The organism is Citrobacter sp. LJND-P06 (assembly GCF_058188415.1).
This window is the reverse complement of sequence record NZ_CP187317.1, coordinates 3966227-3988136: the sequence shown is the minus strand read 5'-3', so window position 1 is coordinate 3988136 and position 21910 is coordinate 3966227. Positions and strand designations below refer to the sequence as shown.

The window sequence follows — 21910 nt, the reverse complement described above, 5'->3', positions numbered from 1 at the left end:
TACAACTCCTGATTCTGAATTTATTGGGCAAATGGGGAATTGGTTTCGTAAGAGCGGAGATAAATGGCGTCCGAAACCAGATATTCATAAATATCGTCAACAATATCGATGCCATCTTTGGCACTCAATTTTTCATTGATATCCAGGTTTTGCCCCGGGTAATACACTTGTGAAAAACCTGGCGCTGGTTTTATTGCATTTAATTCACGCATGGTTTCACTGATGTGTTTACGGAATAAATCACTGGAAGAGAAAAATGCCGGATTAATAACGATATGCAGTTGGCCTAATTCACGACCCTTACTCAGGTTTTCATACATGGAGCTGACTTGACGACCAAACGGAAGATTCATCAGAATCCCGGAAAGTACGTCGATCATCATCATTAATCCATACCCTTTAGGGCCCGCAGCCGGGAGCAGCGCATTCACCGCAAAAGGATCGGTGGTTGGCGCGCCATGCTTATCGACAGCCCAGCTATCCGGGATATTTTCCTGGCGTGAGCGGGCATCGAGAATTTTTCCCCATGCCTGTACGGTGGTCGCCATATCGAAGGTGATGATATCGTCATTTTCTCCCGGCGCGGCAAACGCTAACGGGTTCGTACCGTAGTAGACCTCCGCACCGCCAAAAGGCACTACCATGGGGTCTGACTGACAGACCGATAGCCCGATAAAACCGGCCTGCGCTGCCTGATTGACAAAGTAGGAAATCGCACCGCTGTGACCCATTCGGCGAACACCGACCACGGCCACGCCATTTTCACGCGCCATGTCGATGGCTTTTTCCATCCCCATTTTTGCGGCGACCTGACCTGCAGCGTTGTCTGCATGCAGAATGGCGCTGCAGGGGCCGGTTTGTTCGTATTCGAATTGCGGACTTCGGTTGGTTCCGCCTTTCGAAATACGTTCTGCGTAATACTCAACACGCACAGCGCCATGAGAATGAATGCCCCTGGCATCGGCATAAGCTAATACATCGGCGACAGTCGTCGCGTGGTCATGCGTAAGCCCTGCCTTGGTTAGCTTATTGATAATTAGCTGCTGAAGTGTTTCCCGACTGATTCTCATCTGCCTTCCTTTTAACGACGGTGTAAAGCTTAAAGCGCTATTGGCGACGAATATACCGGGAAAATAAAAGCAAACTGTGATCCGTCAGCGTAAAACTATATAGTTAGATTTTATTTGATAATCCTGCGTAATTTATTGCGGTTAATTAAATGAATCCATTAATTGAAAAAATACACTAATTTCATCGGGACTGTTTGAATTCTTCTGGTAATAAATTGCATGTGATTTTAGTCACGCTAAAAATTACTTTGTGGCGCTAGCCTTACCACAGAACAATCACGCTCATTCAATTGCAATGGGTGCAATTATTGGGGAGTTAATATGATTCATGCCTTTATCAAAAAGGGCTGTTTTCAGGATTCTGTCAGTTTGATGATTATTTCGCGAAAACTGAGCGAATCTGAAAACGTTAATGATGTTTCGATTATGATGGGAACGCCTGCCAATAAATCTCTGCTGGAGGCGACAGGATTCTGGCATGACGATTTTACGACTGCGACACCCAATGATATCTGTGTAGCGATCCGCACGGATGATGCCGATGACGCGATCACTGGCATCATCAACGCCCAACTGGAGGCGGCGTTAACTGCGCTGGCGCAGGGGAGTCATCAGGGCCAGTCGTTGTCAGTGGTACGTCGCTGGGAGAGCGCGACCCGGACGCTGCCTCAGGCTAATTTAACCCTGATCTCTATTGCCGGTGAATACGCGGCTGAACTGGCGCATCAGGCGCTTGATGATGACAAGAATGTCATGATCTTCTCCGATAACGTTTCTCTGGCAGATGAAATTACATTAAAAACCCGCGCCAGAGATAAAGGGTTGCTGGTGATGGGGCCGGATTGCGGCACCGCGATGATTGCCGGAACGCCGCTGGCGTTTGCCAACGTTGTCCCGCACGGCAATATCGGCGTCATTGGTGCTTCCGGCACCGGTATTCAGGAACTGGTGTCGCAAATCGCTCTCGGCGGTGAAGGGATTACCCACGCTATCGGTCTTGGCGGTCGTGATTTAAGCGAAGATGTCGGTGGCATTAGCGCCCTGAGCGCGCTGGAAATGCTGACGAATGATGAGCAAAGCCAGTTGATCGCCTTTGTCTCCAAACCGCCTGCCCAGTCTGTACGCCAGCAGATCATTACCACCATGAAGCAAAGCGGAAAGCCGGTTGTGGCGCTGTTTTTGGGCTATGTTCCGGCCGCGATGCGGGATGAAAATGTCTGGTTTGCCCGTACGTTGGATGAGGCGGCGCGACTGGCGTGTCTGTTGTCCCGCGTGATACGCCGACGCGAATCACTGGCCAGCGTGGCCGACCAACGAATTCTCGGCCTGTATACCGGAGGTACGCTGGCGGCAGAAGCTGCCGGTCTGCTTGCTGAGCGTCTCGCTATTCAGACCGATTCCGATCATCCCAACGGCATGATGCTCAACCACGACGGCCATCAGATTATCGACCTCGGTGATGATTTTTACACCGTCGGGCGTCCGCATCCGATGATTGATCCCTCCCTGCGCCACCAACTGATTACCGCGCTGGCTGATGACAGCCAGGTCGGGGTATTGCTGCTGGATGTGGTGATTGGTTATGGCGCCACGCCGGAACCCGCGGAGTCGCTGGTAGAGGCGTGTCAGCGCGCTACTGCCGGGCGCACAGAAGACCAGCCGTTGCACATTATTGCCACCGTTACCGGTACTGACAGCGATCCGCAATGCCGTTCCCGCCAGATAGCCATACTCGAGGACGCGGGGGTGATGGTGGTGGATACCCTGCCGGAGGCCACGCTCCTGGCGGCAGAACTGATTAGCGCAACGCAGGCCGTGGAACGCGGGCAACCTGCCAGCTTGTTGGAGGGGGTGGCGGTGATCAATGCCGGTCTGCGCAGCTTCGCTCTGGATCTACAGTCTGCCGGCACGCCGGTTGTTCACTATCAGTGGGCACCGATCGCGGGCGGAAATAAAAAACTGGCACGTTTATTAGCACGTTTGCAATAAGAGGACATTATGTTTACATCACTGGCTCAAGCCAATGCTGCAGTAATTGAACAGATCCGCAATGCACGCCCGCACTGGCTGGATGTCAAGCCTGCCGGTTCATTGATTCCGGCGTTGAACGAGACAAAAACCTTGTTGCATGCCGGCCCGCCTATGCGCTGGCAGGATATGACCGGCCCGATGAAAGGGGCCTGTATCGGTGCCTGTCTCTTTGAAGGCTGGGCGCAGGATGAGATAACGGCAACCGCAATGCTGGAAAGCGGTGAGATCACCTTTATCCCTTGCCACCATGTGAATGCGGTCGGGCCGATGGGCGGTATCACCTCGCCGGGAATGCCGATGTTGGTTGTGGAGAATCTCAAGCAGGGAAACCGTGCTTACTGCAATCTTAACGAAGGGATCGGCAAAGTCATGCGCTTTGGCGCCTACGGCGAAGATGTACTGCAACGTCAGCGCTGGATGCGTGATGTGCTGATGCCAGTATTGAGTGCCGCGCTGCATCGTATGGAAAACGGCGTGGATCTCACCGCCATGATGGCGCAGGGCATCACCATGGGTGATGAATTTCACCAGCGTAATATCGCCACTTCCGCATTACTGATGCGCACCCTGGCGCCTCATATGGCGCAACTCGACCACGATAAACAACAGATCTCCGAAGTCATGAGCTTCCTGGCGATCACCGATCAGTTCTTCCTGAACCTGGCGATGGCCTATTGCAAAGCCGCGATGGACGCCGGGGCGCAAATTCGCGCCGGAAGCATTGTGACGGCCATGACGCGTAACGGCGACATGTTCGGGATCCGCGTCAGCGGCCTTGGCGATCGCTGGTTTACCGCACCAGTGAATACGCCTCAGGGCCTGTTCTTTACCGGTTTTTCGCAGGAGCAGGCTAACCCGGATATGGGCGACAGCGCGATTACGGAAACATTCGGTATTGGTGGCGCAGCAATGATCGCCGCACCGGGCGTCACGCGGTTTGTCGGCGCGGGCGGGATGGATGCGGCGAAATCCGTTTCCGAAGAAATGGCGGAAATCTTCCTCGAACGCAATATGCAATTGCAGATCCCGGGCTGGGATTTCCAGGGCGCGTGTCTGGGTCTTGATATCCGCCGGGTTGTGGAAACGGGGATCACTCCGCTCATTAATACCGGTATTGCCCATAAAGATGCGGGCATCGGACAGATCGGTGCCGGGACTGTCAGAGCACCGCTGGCCTGCTTTGAGCAAGCGCTGGAAGCTCTGGCTGAAGAGATGAGCGTGAGCTAAGGGCTACGTGATGCATGATATCCATCCACTTTTGGGTTGCCAGGACACGGTTGATTTTCGCCAGGCATGGCGTACCGGCGGCGTCTGGCGCCGGACGATCACCCTCTATGTTGAGGACGGCGCTTTACTGACCTTGCATCATGCCGGTCGGGGGATAAGCCCAGGTGGATGGGTATTACGTCATCACGACTTTACGCAACTGAGCCGGGAAATTATCGCGGGAGCGATGCCCGTGGTGACAGAGTCCGGGATTCAACTGGGCAGATCGTTGCTTTTGCCGCCCGTCAGACAGTGTTCGTTGCGGCTGACGGCTGGCAAAAAGGTCAGCCTTCTCCCGGCATCGTGTGTCGACCGGGCAGACGAGACGGGATTGTTTGGCCCTTTATCGAAGGCCACGCGATTACCGCTGCTCCCTGAACTGAGACAGATGTTGCACTGTTTTGCTGCGTCCCTCGCCGGAGAGGATATCGACTGGACGTTATGGCTGGGGCGAGGCCCGGGTCTGACGCCCAGCCAGGATGACATGCTGATCGGCATGATGCTGGCTGCCTGGGAGGCGGGATGGCTCAACGCGCATAACAGCAACGCTTTTTTTCGTGCTTCAGGTTCTCTGCATACGGCGACGACTCAGGTCAGTGCCAATTACCTGCAATACGCCGCACGGGGATGTTTTGCCTCCCCGCTGTTGCACTTTGTCTTTGCGCTACGTTCCGGTCGTCGTATGACGGCGGCAACGGCGTCGCTGTTGGCGATGGGACATACCTCAGGCGCAGATACGCTGTTGGGGTTTTGGCTAGCGCAACACTTTATTAGAGGATAGCGAATGAAAACGCTGGTCGTTGCCCTTGGCGGCAATGCGTTACTACAGCGCGGCGAAGCGCTGACGGTCGAAAATCAGTACCGTAATATCGACAGTGCCGTATCGGCTCTGGCTCGTCTGGCGCAAGAATACAGGCTGGCGATTGTGCACGGCAACGGCCCTCAGGTCGGATTGCTGGCTTTGCAAAATCTCGCTTATCGGGATGTGACCCCTTATCCGCTGGATGTGCTGGTGGCTCAAACTCAGGGCATGATCGGCTTTATGCTGGCGCAGCGCCTGATGTGTCAACCCGGTATGCCTCAGGTGACGACGGTGATGACACGCATTCAGGTGTCTGAACAGGATCCTGCTTTCGCCAAACCGGAGAAGTTTATCGGCCCGGTGTATCGTCCTGAACAGCAGTCAGAACTGGAAGAGCAGTACGGCTGGACATTGAAGCGCGATGGTCAATATCTGCGTCGGGTTGTGCCGTCACCGATGCCGGTAAGCATCCAGGAAAGCGACGCGATTCGTCGTCTGCTGGGACAAGGCGATGTGGTGATTTGCTGCGGTGGCGGCGGTGTTCCCGTGACGGAAAACGGACGTGGAGCAGAGGCGGTGATCGATAAAGATCTGGCCGCTGCGTTGCTGGCAGAACAGATTGATGCTGACGGTTTGGTGATCCTGACAGATGCGGATGCGGTGTACGAACATTGGGGAACCCCGATGCAACGACCGATTCGTGAAGCGACGCCGGAAATGCTGCTCCCGTTTGCCAAAGAAGACGGATCAATGGGGCCGAAAGTGACGGCAGTCAGTGGTTATGTTAACCGCCGACAAAAACCTGCCTGGATAGGCTCCTTGGCTCGTATCGACGATACGCTGGCGGGTCTTGCCGGCACCTGCATCAGACCGTAACCACTGCGGTCTGTCTATGAAGTGTATCGGGCGTGCGCCCTTGCAGGCCCGATACACCACATGCCAGTCATCCGTATTACGGCAGTTCTAGCGAAAGCGCGGTTTCGCGCAACCCATGATATTTTAACAGACTAAGATGAGTACTATTATGAGTGGTTACAATGCAGTATTAGCAAGAAATACGGAAAATGCGCCAAAAGATTTAGGGCCTTATTCGCAAACGGTGGCTTTCTCTCATTATAATCATATTTCTGCTCAATTACCTGTTGATCCAATATCGGGGATACTGGTTTCTGGCGGGATAAAAGCTCAGGCTGAGCAATGCTTTAAAAATATTAAAGCCATTGTGGAAAGCATTGACCATGTTATGAATGACGTCGTCAGAATCACGGTATTCGTGAAGAATATTAAAGATATGGGCGTGGTCAATGAGGTCTATAAATCCTATTTCCCGGTCTATGTTCCTGCCCGCACGACGGTTGCCGTTGCTGCATTGCCGATGGACGCGTTAGTGCAAATTGAAGCGCTGATTTCCCACGGTGAGGGTACGATCCCGGGTGCGCCGCAATCAGGCGATCTTATCAAACTGACCAATAACACAGTCAATGCGCCGGTATGTCCTCTGTCGACACAAACCGTGGCATTTTCTCATTACAATAATATTTCCGCACAATTGCCGATAGACGCAACATCAGGAAAACTGGTCACCGGTGGTATTAAAGAGCAAACCAGACAATGCTTAAATAATATTAAAGCGATTCTGCACAGCATTGATGTTCCTTTTGACGATATCGTTAAAATTAATCTCTATCTTAAAGATCTTGCCGATATTGATGCCGTCAACGACGTGTATACCACCTTTTTCCCTGATTCATCGATTGCCCGTAGTGCCGCCTATTTTCCGGCACGTACCACCATCGCCGCCAGTGCTCTGCCAATGGATGCGTTAGTACAAATTGAAGCGGTAGTTTCTCATGGCGATGGTACACCGCCTCAGGCGGTTGAAGACCGTCACGGGATCGTCATTAAGGCGAATAATACAGTTAACGCCCCAACCAGTTCACTGCATACACAAACCGTTGCGTTCTCTCATTACAATCATGTTTCCGGGCAATTACCGTTAGATCCAAAAACAGGGGCGATGGTCAGCGGAGACATCAAAGCGCAGACCGAACAATGCCTGAACAATATTAAAGCCATCGTGGAAAGTATCGACCACGCGATGACGGATATTGTGAAGGTTAATATTTTCCTGAAGAACATCGCAGAAAGTCAGGCTGTCGATGAGGTTTATGCGTCCTTCTTCCCAGGTGGAACCCCGGCCCGCCGCACCGTGGGGGTTGCAGCACTGCCTCATGATGCGTTAATCCAGATTGATGTCGTGCTGTCCAATGCGGAAGGTACGCCGCCAACCGCATAATAGACCATCGAGGAACACGGCGTGTTAACGGGAAACCGCTGACAGCCGTTGTTCCACACCCGTTAATACACCAATTTTCCCTCTGCCAACAGGTTCAACGCCACTGGCGTACGAACTCCCCAATAGCCTGATAGGTTGCGCTGGCTTTTCCCGGTACTTTGTCTTCGAGCATGAGCCAGGCGTGAACCAGACCTGCGAAGTGGCGGTGCTTCACTGAGACTCCTGCGCCTTTCAGTCGGGCAACTAAAGCAACGCCTTCATCACGTAGATTATTTTTTAGCTATTCTTGCTTATTTTCTTTTTTATCTCGCTCAGGATTTGCGAAATTAACCCTTACTTTTTTAAATGTTATTTGGGATAACAATGTGAATTAATACAAGTTATTCCAAAAGTCTTTACATGCGGCATTGCTTATCAAGAAAACAGATATCGATAAGTTAAATTATGGGTTTCATCATATTTAAAACTTGAATTACATTTCCTTTACATTTTTAACTGTCTGGCAGGAATATAAATTTCAGCATCTAATACACAGGGTTAACTCTATATGGAAGGAAATAACAAATTATTGTATTTGAAAAAAGCGTCATTACTGACACTTTCGCTGTTTTTTTCTGTCAATGTACTGGCTGCCGGGTTGCAGTGCGAAAATAAGGATTTCACGTTGCAAACGCTGGGGACTGGCGGGCCGATTACAGATGATCAGCGTGCTTCATCGGGAGAAGTTATTTGGCTAAATGGGAAGTCGGCCATTCTTATTGATGCTGGTGGCGGTATTTTTTTACGTTTTGGCCAATCGGGCGCCCGTCTGGAGGATTTGAAACTCATCGCCATCAGCCATTTCCACACTGACCATGTCTCGGATCTGGCGCCGATTTTAAAAGGCGGTTATTTCCTGAAGGAGAAGGAAACCATTAATATTGCGGGGCCAGAAAGCGGCGGCGTATTCCCGTCAATGACGCAATATTTTAACGCACTCTTTAAAAAAGAAGATGGCGCGTATTCCTATCTGAATGGACTGTATAACGCGACAGATGGTTTACAACTCGCAAGTCACGTTAAAGATATTAGTTACACCGCCACTGAGCCGCAATTGGTGTATCAGGACGATGAAATGAAAGTGACCGCCCTGGGGATCCCTCACGGCGATGTTCCTTGCCTGGCGTTTCGTATTGAAACGGCGAAAGGCACTATTGTGGTGTCAGCCGATCAGAATGGCAGTAATAAAGCGTTTGCCGGTTTTGCCAAAGGCGCGGACATGCTGGTGATGCCGTTAGCCATTGATGAAGATACCGATGACACCTCGAAATTTATTCATGCCTCCCCGGATGTCGTGGGCAAGGTGGCTGCCGAAATCAATCCCAAAGTGCTGGTACTCAATCACTTTATGGGCAAGGGGTTGCGCCTTAAAGAGCAGTCCATCGACATTGTGAAACAGTATTACCACGGTTCGGTCTATAGCAGTCGCGATCTCTCCTGTTTCCCGATCTCATTAGCCAATGCGAAGGAATAACCGATGAAAAAAGATATCGTACTTTCAATCGTCGTGGGTTCCCTGATGGCCGCTGGAATGGTTAACCCCGCCAGTGCGACAGAGGCGAGCGGCAACGCCAGTCAGGTGCAGAAGAAAGCGCCAACCAGTAGCGGTAAATGTGCCAGTGGTAAATGCGGTACCGAGAAAATCTATAGTCAGGCCGCGCTTAAGCATGATCCTCAGGATCAACTGGTGCGCGCCAGAGACGGTAAATGTGGCCTGACGGGGGAAGGTATCAATAAGCCTGACTCCGCCCAACTGGCGAGCGCCGAAAAATGTGTTAGTGGCGTATGCGGGAAATAACCGCAAAGGGAGCCGGAATCGGGCTGCGCGGCGAGCATATAACGGCACTGCTGCAACAGCCCCGCCGTCAGGATATCGACTTTCTCGAACTGGCCCCAGATAACTGGATGAATATCGGCGGCGCGAAGAAAGAGCAGTTAGCCGATATCAGCAAAAAATATCCGTTAATTGCGCACGGACTGAGTTTATCCATTGGTGATAGTTGCCCCTTAAATAAAGAATATATCAAGGATGTTCGCCGTTTTCTCGACGAATACCATATTGATATTTACAGCGATCATTTGTGTTTTTCTCGCGATCGCCAGGGGTATCTCTACGATCTACTACCCGTACCCGGTTTTACCGATGTGTTGCCTTATTTAGCCGCGCGTATTGACCAGGTGCAAAATATGATGGGGCGGCAGTTGGTTCTGGAAAACATCTCTACTTATCACCGCTACGTTGGTGAAATGCCGGAGGCGGAGTTTTGGGGCGAACTCCTTAACCTTAGCGGTTGCGGAATGCTGCTGGATATTAATAACGTCTTTGTGAATGCCTGTAATCATGGGTTTGATGCCGTTGAGTATATTCGCAGCATTCCGTCGTCGTCGATTATCTATTACCACATCGCAGGTCACCTGGAGTATGAGGAGTTTCGCCTCGACACTCATGGAATGCCAGTACCAGAGGAGGTATTAACACTGGCAAAACAGACCGTGCAGTTTCATGGCGCGAAACCGTTGCTGCTGGAGCGTGATAACAACGTGCCACCCCTGGCGGCGTTGTGTGCGGAATTAACGCAAATCAGGGAATACCTTTTATAAAAGCGAGTGCCTGTGACGACACATGATTTAGCACCTGCATTATTGGTCGAGATGGAAACAACATTTTCGGCTCAACTTCGGGCCAGAACGACAGCGGGCGACACCTGTTCTCGCGGTATGTCGCTATACCGGAAAATTGTCAGAGAGAATATTGACGGCGTGTTGCAACGTGTTTTCCCTTTATTTTGTCAGCGTATTAAAGAGGCAGATATTCAGGATCTGACGGAGGCTTTTCTCCATCAGCATCAGGCCAGCCAACCGGAATTTCATCAGGTGGCGACAGAGTTGCTGCTTTTTATGCGTCAGCAACGTCAGCGGTCGCCTTATGATTTGGCGCTAATCGAATATGAATGGCTGCTGTACGCCGTGGAAATCGATGACAGTCACGTTCCACCGCCTCAGAAAACGTCGTTGCGGTTGGTACAGACTGGCGATGTGGACGTGGCGCGAAATCCCACGCTGAAGCTGGTGGCTTTACCGTTTCAGATCCACGAGGGAGAGCCTTGTTCTGAGGATGAAGGGCGCCTGAATTATTATGCGTTCTTTCGAAAGCATAATAATGCGCTGTATCAGAAGAGGCTCAGTCAGGTTGATGTGAAACTGTTGTCAGCGATGGATCATCAGATTATTTCAGCCGAACGATTGCTCAATACCGTCTCACCGGGTTTAGCTGATTTCTGTTTGCACTCGTGGCTGGAAACCAACAATAACGACGAACTTTTGTCTTTAAAATACAAAGGGTGATGCTATGTGGATAAACGTAATTTCGTGGTACAAGCTCGTTATATCAAAAATAAAGAAAGCAGACTTTATTGCGCTGCTGCTTATCCGTCTTTTTTTAATTCCGGTGATTTTTGCTGGCGCACACTCCAAGGTCATGGGATTTAGCGGCACGGTGGCCTGGTTTTCGCAATCGACAGCAGAAGGCGGGCTGGGGCTACCGTTTCCCTGGCTGCTGGCGTTTCTGGCAACGTCGACTGAAGTGCTGGGGTTGATTTGTATTACGCTGGGGCTTTTCACCCGGATCATCGCCATCCCAATGATCGTCGTGATGAGCGTCGCCAGCCTGATGGTTCACTGGTCGCACGGTTGGCTGGCTATCGCCAGTAACAGCATGGAATCCAGTCAGCGAATGACGGCGTTTCTCCAGTGGTTGATGGAAAACTACCCCGGTCGTTATAACTATATTACGCAACTGGGTGACCCGATTATCCTCAACAACGGTATTGAATTCTCAGCCACTTATTTCATCATGCTGTTAGTTCTGCTGATCTACGGTGGCGGAAAATATGTCAGCGTGGACTATTGGCTGACAAAAGCGACACCTGTCTGGCGCAATCAGAACAGTAATACCGCGCTTAAATCCTAAAACGACGCCGTATTTCTGAGAGAAAAAATGGCAGCGGGATGACCCGGCTGCCATTTTTAATGGTTAAAACTGACGACGCTTATTTTCTTTTTCCCGTTGTCGGTGTCTTGACGGTCGGGGAAGATAACGCATCGATCATGCCATTATGCTGACGTTGCTTCTAACGCCATTTTTTGTTGCTTAATCCTTTTGGCCAGAATAGTGGAGCACACGAAGCCCAGCAGGCTGAATGCCACCATCACGCTGAAGACATAGTTATAGCCGGTAATGCCTTTGAAGTTATCCAGAAGCGCGCCGTACAGAGTGTAGGCAAACATGGCCGGCATGTAGCCGATGATGCAACCAAATGCCATCGCAGAACCACTGTACTGGCGTGAGATGCCGATCTCATCCATCGGTGCAAAGAAGATTGCGCGCTGGGAGAAAATAATGGCGCCAAATCCTAACGTCACCGCCATCCCGACATACACATTCATCGACTCGTGAGGCAACTGAATGAAGAGGATCATGGCAATTGCCGCGATCAGGAACGTCCATTTCAGATAGACCGTTGGCGATTTAGTGACTTTATCGGCAAGGAATCCGCCAATCGGGCCGCCGACCATTTTTAACGCATACTGGTTGATGATACCGTACGCCCCAACAAGGGCTACCGGTAACATATAGATATCCTTTAAGAAAGGGATGAAGTAGGTTAATCCACAGTACGCGGCGTACACAAAGAAGATACCAAATGCGGCCAGCCATACGTTAGCGCAGGTCAGAACATGTTTGATGCCCTTGAGAACTTCCAGATTTGCACTGCTGTTATCGCGAGCGGTGACTTTGTCATCATCGCCCACAATGAAATAGGTAATAACTCCGACGGTGAGCGTAATTAACGTGTAGAAAAGCAGACCCGCCTGCATACCTGCTTTACCTTCGCCGAACTGCACAAAAATAAACAAGGCACCGGAGGCGACAATCACATCGACAACACCACGGCCGGCTTCCAGGAAACCAAACATTCGTCCCTGTTCTTCCTGTTTCCCCAGCAGGCGTACGGCTTTCAACAATACGGGCCAGAAAATGACATCGCCAAAGAAGGCCATTGCCGCAAAACAGAGCAGATAACCGGTGAACGAAGGCAGTGTGGATAAATACAATCCACAGAGTCCCACACCAATCAACCCAAAGGGTAAGAGTATTTTCTTGGAATAACGGTCAGCAATATACAGGGAAAGAAACAGTCCTGTTGTCTGGATAATGGTATATACAGTGAAGCCGAGACCAATTTGTGTATTGGTTAAACCCCAGTCATTTTGCATCGGAACGTAAAATACGTCCTTCATGCTGGAAAGTTTAAATATCGTTCCACCACCGAGGACTAAAAAGCACAGTCGTGCCCACTTGTTCATGAACATAGTTATACCTTCACTTACATAAAAGCATAGAGGGAATAACCTTCCATATCCGCGATTGATAAATATCAAAGCGATAAGAAAGTTGATGTAATTATCGTTGTGTAAGATTAATTTATAATATTTAAATTAATTTTCGTTAATAAACTTATTGCATATGTTTCTGACATAGTGAATTTGTTCTATTGCATGTTCTGATTCCTGAGCAAGGCGTGCATCAACCTTATCGGCATCAGGTAACGGTGTATAACTCGCGGTTCTCCAGGGGATCCACGGGTTATCTCCCTCATCGTCGAAACGGAAAGCGGGAGCAAAGTAATCGACTTCTTCCTCAAGGCCGAAAGAGATGACCTGCGGCTTGTCTTCGCCCAGCAACAATAACGCTCTGAGCATCTCTTCCATGGGTAAATCCCCATGCCCGGAGCGGCACGCTTCATGTGCCCAGCCGGAACCATCCTGGATGATTTTGGCATCTTTTACATGTACTTGCGTTATGTACGGTGCCATGACTTTCAGGGCGTCGAGCGGCTTTTCATTGGCATTAATCATATTGCCGAAGTCAAAAAGAATTGAAAGATTCTTCATCCCGCTCTGTTTTACTAAGCTGACCAGTTCTTCCCCTTTGAGATCTTCATGCTGCTCGATTGTGAATGTCAGGCCGCAATCATCGAACTGAGATAAATATTCGATATCTAACGCTATCTTTTCCATGACGTCGTGCAGATGTCCCTCATAGCGAGGATAAAAACGGACGGATGACGCGCCTGTCGCACGGGCAATCCTGATAGCATCATCCAGCGTTTTTTTATCTGATGCGCTGGTTTCAATGTTTACATCCAGGCCGTAGTCTTCTGCTTTTTTCCTGAAATCAAATAACTGATGGTCACTCAACATTTGTAAAGCCTGAGTTTCACCATCCTCAACATGAATCTTCACGCCCTGTAATTGATGCTGATGCGCAATATCCAGGAGATCGCCTGGCAGGATCCGTTCGTAGCGCATATTTAAATGAAATGCATAGGCATGCAAATATAGGGGAATATTGCTGGCTCGCTCAGCGAGGCACACCCTGTCTGTCGTTTTCATTTTCACCCTCATTCATTGATATAGAGTTCAACGGACTCTAGTCTCCAGTACTCAAAGTCAACCTGAACCACTCTTTTCTCTCGTGTAGCCCGATGTTTTTCGACCAGAATGACGAAAGAATTTGGCGCAACGCCCAACTCTTTGCATGCCTGATCAGGTATTTTTACGGGTTTAAATACCATGCTTTTTATACTCAAAAACTGACTGAATTCTCTTTCCCAGACTTCGGCAAATGACTGGTTGTTGATTTTATTCACAAAGCCAGGGGCGAAGTCGGCGTCAATGTAGGACTCATGATAAAAAACCTTATGCCCGTCAAGACCACACCAGCCCGTGATGAGATAGCTGCTGGTATTTTCAGAGAACGCCTTTGTGACGCTGGAAGGCGGCGCTTCGCACAATTCTTCTTCCAGATACCCCCAAAACGGAAGCCGTCCCTGGGCGCGGGCTTCGGCATTAAAGCTGGACTGCGCTTTTGGGTTATAGATGAAACGTTTGGGCGCAATAAACCAGCCGCTACGATTTTTCCTGAAGATGAGAGAAGCCACCTCCAGTTCCAGCAACACTTGTCTCAACGTCATCCTGCGGGTATCCAGCAATTCACAGAGCTCCCGCTCTGAAGGAAGTCGTGAACCCGCAGCCAGATTTGTCTCAGATAACCACTTTTCCAGGCGCTCCCGGATGATATCTACATAGCTTTTGTCTTTCATGCTCACCAATCTGGTATAAACCAATTTTTCGCTACGTTAAGGGATTTAGGTTAAACAGCAAGTTTTTTCGCCAATGGTGGTTAAATTTTGTGTCCCTTATCGCAAATAATAGGATGCGCATTCATTTGAAATACGTCTTATTGGTGATATCGGTGGCATTCAAAATAAAACGACGATCTTTGGTTTCACAGACATTGAGTTTTATTGTTGTTGTTTTGTTAATTATTTTATTTATCTAAAGTCAGGGTCGGGTAAAGGGGGATCGTTATGAAAGAGTAAACTGTTCGGAGAGTGGGATTATTTAGCGTACAAAAATTTATGGAGTGAAAGAGTCACAACACCCTCGTACAATGATAATTAGCTGTATGCATCATCAGGAAAAAACAATAAACATAATTCGAATATAAAATATAATCGACGCCTTTAAATATATTTCCAGAAAATAAGATTGTCGAAAAATAGACATTGCATGTCATTAAAAACCATTCCCGCTCATTGTCTCACGCGTCAGATCTGGCATTGCAAAACCATTGCATAAAAACGTGAACCAGATCGCTGTCGTAAATTGTGATTTCTGAAAGTACGCTGTTTTGTACAAATTACTTTACGACTTTAGTGATATTAATCACAAAATTAACCGTGGAGGGTGATCGTAATCCCACAATATCCACTCTCAAAAATAGAGAATGTGAGCTGAAAAGGGGCTGGAAAGTTATGTTTTCAGTGCGTTCTTGCTTTTACCGTGTCTGAAGGGACGTTGCAAATCACTGCGTGGTAAATAACTTGTTGAATATGAAAAGCTAAGAAAAGAACGTGTGATTTATATCACGCGCATTTACACTTTTCTTTATCATTTGAAATGATTAATGGTGCGGAAGCTATTTTCTTCAGTAATTAAATCTTGCATAGTGCCAACACATTATTTCCACCCCCTGGTTCAGGCGGTGAATAGTTATATCTCCTCAGAGCCTGTTGATGAGATAAGGGTGCTTTACTTCACATTAATACGAACATGAAAACTGTGTACTGGAGAAACAAAATGAATTATCCGGCAGAACCCTTCCGTATTAAAAGCGTTGAAACTGTATCTATGATCTCGCGTGATGAGCGCATTCAGAAAATGCAGGAAGCGGGTTACAATACTTTCCTGTTAAATTCGAAAGATATCTATATCGACCTGCTGACAGACAGTGGCACCAACGCAATGAGCGATAAACAGTGGGCCGGTATGATGATCGGTGATGAAGCTTATGCGGGTAGCGAAAACTTCTATCATCTGGAAAGAACAGTTCGCGAACTGTTTGGTTTTAAACATATTGTGCCTACTCACCAGGGGCGCGGCGCAGAAAACCTGCTGTCAATACTGGCAATTAAACCGGGACAGTATGTCGCCGGGAACATGTATTTCACCACCACGCGTTATCACCAGGAAAAAAATGGTGCGATCTTTGTCGATATCGTACGTGACGAAGCGCACGATGCCGGTCTGAATATTGCGTTTAAAGGTGATATTGATCTTAATAAACTGCAAAAACTGATCGATGAAAAAGGCGCAGAAAATATTGCCTATATTTGTCTGGCGGTCACGGTTAACCTCGCGGGCGGTCAACCTGTTTCTATGGCGAATATGCGCGCCGTCAGAGAATTAACTCAGGCTCATGGAATTAAAGTGTTCTACGATGCGACCCGTTGCGTAGAGAACGCCTATTTCATCAAAGAGCAGGAGCAAGGGTTCGAGAATACCAGCATCAAAGATATCGTGCATGAAATGTTCAGTTATGCTGATGGTTGCACCATGAGCGGCAAAAAAGACTGTCTGGTGAATATCGGCGGTTTCCTGTGCATGAACGACGATGAAATGTTCTCCGAGGCCAAAGAACTGGTGGTGGTTTACGAAGGGATGCCATCCTACGGCGGCCTTGCGGGCCGTGATATGGAAGCCATGGCCATTGGTCTGCGTGAATCCATGCAGTACGAATACATTGAGCACCGTGTTAAGCAGGTTCGCTACCTGGGCGATAAACTGAAAGCGGCGGGTGTGCCTATTGTTGAGCCGATCGGCGGTCATGCGGTGTTCCTGGACGCGCGTCGTTTCTGTGAGCACCTGACGCAAGATGAGTTCCCGGCGCAAAGCCTGGCAGCCAGCATTTTCGTGGAAACCGGCGTTCGCAGTATGGAGCGCGGTATTATCTCTGCCGGTCGCAGCAAAGAGACGGGTGAGAACCACCGTCCAAAACTGGAAACGGTGCGTCTGACGATCCCACGCCGCGTATACACCTATGCACATATGGATGTGGTGGCAGACGGTATTATCAAACTGTATCAGCATAAAGAAGATATTCGTGGGCTTAAGTTCATTTATGAGCCTAAGCAGTTACGCTTCTTCACTGCGCGTTTTGACTATATTTGAATTTTTCGTGGCCCCAGGTAACTGGGGCCTTTTTGTTTTTATTTTCACAGAACAGGAAGCCTTTACCGTATCGGCGATTCTTTGCTGACTAATAAAAATGCAAACCTGACTTCAACACGTTCATTATCCGAAGATGTAAAAATGACAGCCGTAATTATAAATAATAGTCAACAGGAACATTTATTATGGATATTAATGCCATTGAAAGACAGAGTACCCCCGGATTAATTAGCGGGACAATGCTTGTCATTGCGACCGTTGTGGGAGGGGGGATGTTTTCTCTTCCGATTGCGATGGCTGGCGTATGGTTTCCCGGCGCTTCTGTCATTCTGATTGTTATTGCCATCATGATGTTGTTAACCGGCCTGATGTTGGTTGAGGTTAACCTTCACTATGGTGCTGGAGCCAGTTTTAATACGTTTACACAGGATTTGCTAGGGCAAAAGTGGAATGTCGTCGTTGGGATTGCCTTTGGCTTTGTGCTGTATATCTTAACCTACGCTTATATTTCCGGCTCCTCGGCGGTGATGGCGCAGACCGTGTTCAAATACAGTGGCGTTCGTTTCCCAGCGAATATTTCAGTGGTTCTTGTCAGTATGCTGGTCGGCGTGATCGCCTGGTACAGTTCATTGCTGGTCGGGAGAATTACGACCGTTCTTATCATCGGTAAGTTTTTGGCGTTTTTTGCCACTTTCTCCGGGCTGGTCGGTCATATTGAGGTGGCGAAACTGGTCGATAGCGCTGAGATCGCGCTACCGAATGCCCAGTACCTTCCGTACATCCTGATGACGCTGCCGTTTTGCATTATCTCTTTTGGTTTTCATGGCAACGTGCCGAGCCTGGTTAAACTCTACGGAACACAAGGTGTACCTCACATCACGCGCTCCATCATCATCGGTACGCTCTTTGCCGTATTGCTGTATGTCTTTTGGCTGGCGGTCACGATGGGGAATATCAGTCGTGCGGACTTTCCTCCGATCATTGCCAAAGGGGGGAATATCGATGTGTTTGTGGAAGCCATTAGCGGGTTATTTACCAGTCGGTATATGGACTTGATCCTGACATTCTTCGGTAATTTCGCGGTTGCCAGTTCGCTGTTAGCGGCCACGTTGGGTCTGTTTGATTATATCGCCGATCTGTTCCACTTCCCGGATGACAATATGGGACGTATGAAAACCGCGCTGGTGACCTATTTCCCGCCTGCGGCCGTGTGTTTCTTCTTCCCGAATGGCTTCGTGCATGCGATTGGTTACGCGGGTCTGGCGTTTACCATCTGGAGCGTGATCTTACCGCCTATTCTGGTCAAAGCCGCACGTAAACGTTTTGCGACGGCGCATTACACCTCTCCGTGTAACAACACGGTGCTGAATCTGGTGATTGTGGGAGGGGGGATTGTCTATCTGACTGTCGTGCTGGATGTGTTTGGCTTGCTGCCGACATTCCGTTAGGTCTTCAGGCAAGAAAGGAGTCGCTATGTTTCTGACATTACTCAGTTGGCAGCATCCGCTGGTGTATCGATATACCTGGCTACGGATGTGGGTGGTGGTGTTAAGAACATCCGGATTGCGTAAAAGCAAAGAAGGGAAAGGGAATCAGGCCTGTCGGTGACAGGCCTGCCTGGTTTTACACCCGGAAGTAGGCTGGTGGGAGCAACATGGCGAACGCGTCGATTTTTCTCACCATCTTTTTCCAGAACAACATAACAACAATCCTCTATTTGAAACATCGGCGCTATTTTATTCTGCTCTGGAGGCGCTTAAAAGATAGTCTACGCGTTCTCTCTTTTGTGAAGGTGTAAAGCTTTTTGTTCACAGTGGCAACCGGCCGTCGTCGGGAAGAGGGGGCTATGATTTTTACGCATAGCCGCTAATAAAACGGCATTTTTTACCTAAACATCATGCTGATAGTGTGTTTCTGAACTCAAGCTGAGCAGTGAGAAAGCGATGAAACATACGATTGGGATCTTAGGTGGAATGGGGCCAGCAGCGACGGCGGATATGCTGGAAAAGTTTGTTTACTTACGCGACGCCAACTGCGATCAGCAGCATATTCCGCTGATTGTGAGCTCTATCCCGGATATCCCCGATCGCACGGCCTGTTTATTATCCGGTGGCCCTTCACCCTATCTCTATCTTGAGCGTTATCTGCATATGCTGGAAGAGGCGGGGGCGGAATGTATCGTGATCCCCTGCAATACCGCGCATTACTGGTTTGAGGATCTGCGGGCCGTGGCAAAGGTTGAGATGATCAGCATTCTGGATGCGACCCTGGGTGAAATCCCTGCGTCAGTCAAACGCGTGGGTCTGCTGGCGACAAACGCCACGCTGGCGACAGGGTTGTATCAGAAAAAAGCGACGGCACGAGGACTCACCCTGATCCCGCCGGAAGCAACGGGGCAGGAACAGGTGATGCAGGCCATTTATGCTCTGAAAAGCGGTGATAAAGCGGCGGCAGAAAAGCTGTTATTTCCGCAAATCGAACGACTGATTTCCCGTGGCGCGCAGAGGATCATCATGGGGTGTACCGAAATTCCACTTATCGTGTCCGGGCATGAGGACGCGGCTGGTTGCCGCTTTATCGACTCGACTGCGTCACTGGTGCGTGCCGCCATTCGTTGGTATGAGTCCTGGCCGGATACGCAGACAGCGCTGGCATCGGAACAGTTTGCACATGCCTGAATGACGTTCAGGGGGCGGCGTGAAGGTTATGCAGTTCCCGCCAGAAACGCTCCGCTAAAGGATTCATGCGCGTGTCCATGCGGTACGCGTAAGCCTGGATTGGGATCACCAGCGCGTCATTGTCCAGCACGATCAACTGTCCGCTGCTGAGTTCCTGGCGAATGGCATACTCCGGCAGCCAGGCGATGCCGCAGCCGTCCAGCGCGACCTGCTTTAACAACTCACTCATTGAAGAGACAAAAAACGTGCTGAAACTGAGCTCGGCGTGGCGGGTCAACGTGCGATTTATCAACCTGCCCATATAGGAGTTGCGGCTATAGTTCAGCAAGGGGAAGTGAGGCTGGTCAAGGGTATAACGGGGTTGCCCCTGTTCGTTGCTGGCGCAGACGGGAAAGAGTTGCGACTCGAACAAACGAATGTTGGCAAACGGCGCCTGCAACAGATTTTCGTCGTGATAAGAAAAGATAAAATCGCTTTGTCCTTCCCGCAGCATATCGACAGCTTGATCGACATCGATCGCCTCAACCGACCAGGTAAACTGCGTGGGCATCGCTCTGACAACGCCCGGCAACAGGCCGAGGGAAAGCGAATGCGCCGCGGCAACTTTGATTTTACGCAGTGTGAAATCGCTGCCGCCCCGCAGTTCCGTCAGGTTGCTTTCCAGTTGTTGCAGCAAATGACGAATTTGAGAATGAAAGATTTTTCCCTGCTCAGAAAGCTGTAGCGGAGAGATTTGGCGATTAAACAGTTCGACGCCCACGGCGCTTTCCAGCGCGCGGATCCGCCGACTGAACGCAGGCTGTGAGACATTACGGATGATCGCCGCCTGAGAGAAGTTACGGCACTTTTCCAGGGTCAGAAAATCATAAAGCCATTTCGTTTCAATGTTATGCAAACCTGCACCACTCTCGTCCATTCCTGTATACCTGTCAGCCGCTCGTTTGCGCATTCTACGTTCATTCGAACGGCTGACAACCGTTTCGACCTACTCAAACGTCCCTTTTACGCAAGCTTTACCGTCCACGACCATCCGTTTCCCGCGCGCGTAAACCTGCTCAATGCGCAGTTCCGGCGTCATCACCAGCAGGTCGGCGTCGCGACCGGGGAGGATTTCGCCTTTACTGGCAAGGTTCAGAAACGTCGCCACGCTGGTGGTAAGGGGGCGCAGCGCATCGGTCAGCGTAAAACCGTAGTCGTTAACCAGCGCGTGCAGGGTTTGCAGCAAACTGTCGAAACCGGCAACGCCAATGCCCGTCAGATTGCCCGCCGCGTCAAACAGCGGTTGGCTGCCGTTGCCATCAGAGCTGAGCGTGACCTGGGTAAGCGGCACGCCCGCTTTCACCGCGCGCGCGATCCCTTCTGGCGGCGTCACCGGGCCGGGAATACCGCTGGTGATATCGATAGTGCCGCCTTTAAGTGCGAAGGTCAGCGCCTGATCGAAGAGGAATTCGCTGCGGTTTACGTGGGTCGGGAGCAACTTGCCCATCGGCACATCGCTGTTTTCCAGAATGTCATACAGCGGTTGCAGCCCTTTTTTACTGCTGCCCATGTGGAACACGCTGACGCCAGGCTTGCCGCCGAGCAGCCCGCCAACGCGGGATGCCGCCGCCATGCTGGCCAGTTGATAATCGCCTGGCGCGGCAGAGCGATGATCGGAGACCGCGCATTTCACGCCGATAACGCGATCGATCAGCGCCACATCTTTCTCCACGGAACCGGTGATGGTCGGCGAAGGAACATGATAAGCGCCAGTCAGCATCCAGGCGGTGATCCCTTCTTCATTTAGCGCCCGGGTTTTCGCCAGCAGGGATTCAGGATGGCGGGTGACGGAGTCGGTGCCCAGCAAGCCTATCACCGTGGTGATCCCCGCTTCGGTCAGGCGGCTCAGCGTGACTTCCGGCGTCCGTGTGGTGGGGCCGGCTTCACCGCCGCCGCCAATCAAATGAACGTGCTGATCGATAAAACCCGGGCACAGAATGCGCCCGTGTAAATCGATGACCGTACAGTCCGGTACAATGTCTGCCGGGATCGTGCTATCAACGGCAATAATCTTGCCGTTGGCCAGCAGCACGTCGCAAATTCCCCGGTCTTCTGGCGCATACAGATGCGCCCCCTGCAACAGAGTAAACTCTGCGGCGGATAAATCAGACAT

At 50.2% G+C, this 21910-nt stretch carries 20 protein-coding genes; 14 read left to right on the top strand and 6 right to left on the bottom strand.

The annotated features are described in order from the left end of the window. Positions 1–20: 20 nt before the first annotated feature. Positions 21–1070 (bottom strand): ureidoglycolate dehydrogenase, encoded by a 1050-nt coding sequence (gene allD / locus ACO7SM_RS18845; protein WP_490468782.1) that lies wholly within the window; start codon positions 1068–1070, stop codon positions 21–23. A gap of 321 nt (positions 1071–1391) precedes the next feature. Between allD and ACO7SM_RS18840 the strand changes: the two genes are divergently transcribed. The 10 genes from ACO7SM_RS18840 to ACO7SM_RS18795 all read left to right on the top strand — a co-directional run bounded on the left by ACO7SM_RS18840 (position 1392) and on the right by ACO7SM_RS18795 (position 11474). Continuing rightward, positions 1392–3059 (top strand): acyl-CoA synthetase FdrA, encoded by a 1668-nt coding sequence (locus ACO7SM_RS18840; RefSeq protein ID WP_490468781.1) that lies wholly within the window; start codon positions 1392–1394, stop codon positions 3057–3059. Positions 3060–3068: 9 nt separating this feature from the next. Continuing rightward, positions 3069–4328 carry a YlbE family protein gene (locus ACO7SM_RS18835; RefSeq protein WP_490468780.1) on the top strand — a complete coding sequence of 420 codons (1260 nt, stop codon included), beginning with the start codon at positions 3069–3071 and terminating at the stop codon, positions 4326–4328. Positions 4329–4338: 10 nt separating this feature from the next. Then, a complete protein-coding gene (locus ACO7SM_RS18830) occupies positions 4339–5148 on the top strand; it encodes an oxamate carbamoyltransferase subunit AllH family protein (RefSeq protein WP_490468779.1) in 810 nt (269 codons plus the stop codon). Between the two features lie 3 nt (positions 5149–5151). Beyond that, positions 5152–6045: a carbamate kinase gene (locus tag ACO7SM_RS18825; protein ID WP_490468778.1), complete on the top strand. Its 894-nt coding sequence runs from the start codon at positions 5152–5154 to the stop codon at positions 6043–6045. A gap of 148 nt (positions 6046–6193) precedes the next feature. After that, entirely contained in the window at positions 6194–7465 is a 1272-nt protein-coding gene (locus ACO7SM_RS18820; RefSeq protein ID WP_490468777.1) for a RidA family protein, read from the top strand. Positions 7466–8012: 547 nt separating this feature from the next. Beyond that, complete coding sequence (locus tag ACO7SM_RS18815) at positions 8013–8978, top strand: MBL fold metallo-hydrolase (RefSeq protein WP_490468776.1); 966 nt, start codon at positions 8013–8015, stop codon at positions 8976–8978. A 3-nt stretch (positions 8979–8981) separates the two neighbouring features. Further along, on the top strand, positions 8982–9302 hold the full coding sequence (locus ACO7SM_RS18810; protein ID WP_490468775.1) for a hypothetical protein: 321 nt from the start codon (positions 8982–8984) through the stop codon (positions 9300–9302). Continuing rightward, the gene (locus ACO7SM_RS18805; RefSeq protein ID WP_490468774.1) at positions 9290–10105 is read left to right on the top strand and encodes an MbnB/TglH/ChrH family RiPP precursor modification enzyme; all 816 of its coding nucleotides are present in this window, start codon (positions 9290–9292) and stop codon (positions 10103–10105) included. The genes ACO7SM_RS18810 and ACO7SM_RS18805 overlap by 13 nt, the downstream gene beginning before the upstream one ends. Positions 10106–10117: 12 nt before the next feature. Beyond that, positions 10118–10849: an HvfC/BufC family peptide modification chaperone gene (locus ACO7SM_RS18800; protein WP_490468773.1), complete on the top strand. Its 732-nt coding sequence runs from the start codon at positions 10118–10120 to the stop codon at positions 10847–10849. Positions 10850–10853: 4 nt separating this feature from the next. Beyond that, entirely contained in the window at positions 10854–11474 is a 621-nt protein-coding gene (locus ACO7SM_RS18795) for an HvfX family Cu-binding RiPP maturation protein (RefSeq protein WP_490468772.1), read from the top strand. Between the two features lie 143 nt (positions 11475–11617). On the opposite strand, the gene ACO7SM_RS18790 is transcribed toward ACO7SM_RS18795, so the two are convergent. From ACO7SM_RS18790 to ACO7SM_RS18780, 3 genes are all read right to left on the bottom strand, one after another. Next, positions 11618–12871, bottom strand: a complete 1254-nt coding sequence (locus tag ACO7SM_RS18790; RefSeq protein ID WP_490468771.1) for an MFS transporter — start codon at positions 12869–12871, stop codon at positions 11618–11620. A 132-nt stretch (positions 12872–13003) separates the two neighbouring features. After that, a complete protein-coding gene (locus ACO7SM_RS18785; protein WP_490468770.1) occupies positions 13004–13960 on the bottom strand; it encodes a sugar phosphate isomerase/epimerase family protein in 957 nt (318 codons plus the stop codon). An 8-nt stretch (positions 13961–13968) separates the two neighbouring features. After that, positions 13969–14670 (bottom strand): GntR family transcriptional regulator, encoded by a 702-nt coding sequence (locus ACO7SM_RS18780; RefSeq protein WP_490468769.1) that lies wholly within the window; start codon positions 14668–14670, stop codon positions 13969–13971. A gap of 1039 nt (positions 14671–15709) precedes the next feature. On the opposite strand from ACO7SM_RS18780, the gene ACO7SM_RS18775 reads away from it, so the two are divergent. From ACO7SM_RS18775 to cuyB, 4 genes are all read left to right on the top strand, one after another. After that, the gene (locus ACO7SM_RS18775; protein WP_490468768.1) at positions 15710–17080 is read left to right on the top strand and encodes a tyrosine phenol-lyase; all 1371 of its coding nucleotides are present in this window, start codon (positions 15710–15712) and stop codon (positions 17078–17080) included. 185 nt (positions 17081–17265) lie between these two features. Further along, complete coding sequence (locus ACO7SM_RS18770) at positions 17266–18528, top strand: aromatic amino acid transporter (protein WP_490468767.1); 1263 nt, start codon at positions 17266–17268, stop codon at positions 18526–18528. A gap of 25 nt (positions 18529–18553) precedes the next feature. Continuing rightward, a complete protein-coding gene (locus ACO7SM_RS18765; protein WP_490468766.1) occupies positions 18554–18688 on the top strand; it encodes a hypothetical protein in 135 nt (44 codons plus the stop codon). A gap of 335 nt (positions 18689–19023) precedes the next feature. Beyond that, entirely contained in the window at positions 19024–19758 is a 735-nt protein-coding gene (cuyB, locus tag ACO7SM_RS18760; RefSeq protein ID WP_490468765.1) for a cysteate racemase, read from the top strand. Positions 19759–19765: 7 nt separating this feature from the next. Here the strand turns inward: cuyB and hypT are convergent, their stop codons facing one another. Both hypT and iadA read right to left on the bottom strand, forming a co-directional pair. After that, on the bottom strand, positions 19766–20674 hold the full coding sequence (hypT, locus tag ACO7SM_RS18755; protein ID WP_203359061.1) for a hypochlorite stress DNA-binding transcriptional regulator HypT: 909 nt from the start codon (positions 20672–20674) through the stop codon (positions 19766–19768). 69 nt (positions 20675–20743) lie between these two features. Beyond that, complete coding sequence (iadA, locus tag ACO7SM_RS18750; RefSeq protein ID WP_490468764.1) at positions 20744–21910, bottom strand: beta-aspartyl-peptidase; 1167 nt, start codon at positions 21908–21910, stop codon at positions 20744–20746.

Bases quoted from the DNA above. Each gene is read 5' to 3' on its own strand.
- allD (WP_490468782.1), bottom strand. From the start codon at position 1,070: ATGAGAATCAGTCGGGAAACACTTCAGCAGCTAATTATCAATAAGCTA.
- ACO7SM_RS18840 (WP_490468781.1), top strand. From the start codon at position 1,392: ATGATTCATGCCTTTATCAAAAAGGGCTGTTTTCAGGATTCTGTCAGT.
- ACO7SM_RS18835 (WP_490468780.1), top strand. From the start codon at position 3,069: ATGTTTACATCACTGGCTCAAGCCAATGCTGCAGTAATTGAACAGATC.
- ACO7SM_RS18830 (WP_490468779.1), top strand. From the start codon at position 4,339: ATGCATGATATCCATCCACTTTTGGGTTGCCAGGACACGGTTGATTTT.
- ACO7SM_RS18825 (WP_490468778.1), top strand. From the start codon at position 5,152: ATGAAAACGCTGGTCGTTGCCCTTGGCGGCAATGCGTTACTACAGCGC.
- ACO7SM_RS18820 (WP_490468777.1), top strand. From the start codon at position 6,194: ATGAGTGGTTACAATGCAGTATTAGCAAGAAATACGGAAAATGCGCCA.
- ACO7SM_RS18815 (WP_490468776.1), top strand. From the start codon at position 8,013: ATGGAAGGAAATAACAAATTATTGTATTTGAAAAAAGCGTCATTACTG.
- ACO7SM_RS18810 (WP_490468775.1), top strand. From the start codon at position 8,982: ATGAAAAAAGATATCGTACTTTCAATCGTCGTGGGTTCCCTGATGGCC.
- ACO7SM_RS18805 (WP_490468774.1), top strand. From the start codon at position 9,290: ATGCGGGAAATAACCGCAAAGGGAGCCGGAATCGGGCTGCGCGGCGAG.
- ACO7SM_RS18795 (WP_490468772.1), top strand. From the start codon at position 10,854: ATGTGGATAAACGTAATTTCGTGGTACAAGCTCGTTATATCAAAAATA.
- ACO7SM_RS18790 (WP_490468771.1), bottom strand. From the start codon at position 12,871: ATGAACAAGTGGGCACGACTGTGCTTTTTAGTCCTCGGTGGTGGAACG.
- ACO7SM_RS18785 (WP_490468770.1), bottom strand. From the start codon at position 13,960: ATGAAAACGACAGACAGGGTGTGCCTCGCTGAGCGAGCCAGCAATATT.
- ACO7SM_RS18780 (WP_490468769.1), bottom strand. From the start codon at position 14,670: ATGAAAGACAAAAGCTATGTAGATATCATCCGGGAGCGCCTGGAAAAG.
- ACO7SM_RS18775 (WP_490468768.1), top strand. From the start codon at position 15,710: ATGAATTATCCGGCAGAACCCTTCCGTATTAAAAGCGTTGAAACTGTA.
- ACO7SM_RS18770 (WP_490468767.1), top strand. From the start codon at position 17,266: ATGGATATTAATGCCATTGAAAGACAGAGTACCCCCGGATTAATTAGC.
- ACO7SM_RS18765 (WP_490468766.1), top strand. From the start codon at position 18,554: ATGTTTCTGACATTACTCAGTTGGCAGCATCCGCTGGTGTATCGATAT.
- cuyB (WP_490468765.1), top strand. From the start codon at position 19,024: ATGAAACATACGATTGGGATCTTAGGTGGAATGGGGCCAGCAGCGACG.
- hypT (WP_203359061.1), bottom strand. From the start codon at position 20,674: ATGGACGAGAGTGGTGCAGGTTTGCATAACATTGAAACGAAATGGCTT.
- iadA (WP_490468764.1), bottom strand. From the start codon at position 21,910: ATGTCTGATTTATCCGCCGCAGAGTTTACTCTGTTGCAGGGGGCGCAT.